1 protein-coding gene is annotated in these 412 nt (G+C 60.4%); it reads left to right on the forward strand.

Going from position 1 to position 412, the window contains the following annotated elements; genetic code table 11:
• A partial coding sequence (locus FLO80_RS22305; protein WP_149187162.1) for a single-stranded DNA-binding protein occupies positions 1–193 on the forward strand: 193 nt, incomplete at its 5' end.
• Positions 194–412: the final 219 nt, after the last annotated feature.

Genomic DNA, 412 nt, shown 5'->3' on the forward strand with positions numbered 1-412 from the left:
CGAGCATTGCGAAAAGGGCATGAAGGTCCTCGTCCACGGCCGCATCCACTACAGCAAGTGGATCGACAGCATGGGCAACGACCGCTACGGCTGCGAGATCATCGCCGAGAAGGTCGACTTCCTGAGCCGCCCGAAGTCGGCCGAGAACGAAAACCCCGAGCTGGTCGACCGCGACGACGAGATCCCGTTCTGAGGAACGGGGTCTCCACCTCGGGCCCGGCGGGGCAACCCGCCGGGTTCGCTGCACTGCCGCAAGGCAGCTTCGAGCCCTCTTCGACTAATGCTGCGGCATGGACGAATGGCAGCATTGGCGAGTTGCTGCTGATTGCCTTCTTTCAGTAGGCTGCGTACCTTTGAGCAACTGGTGGACAGAAAGAAGGATTGGGTATGAAAATCAGAGACGCAGTCGTCG

The sequence above is a fragment of the Aquicoccus porphyridii genome, assembly GCF_008369105.1.
Taxonomy (GTDB): Bacteria; Pseudomonadota; Alphaproteobacteria; order Rhodobacterales; family Rhodobacteraceae; genus Aquicoccus; species Aquicoccus porphyridii.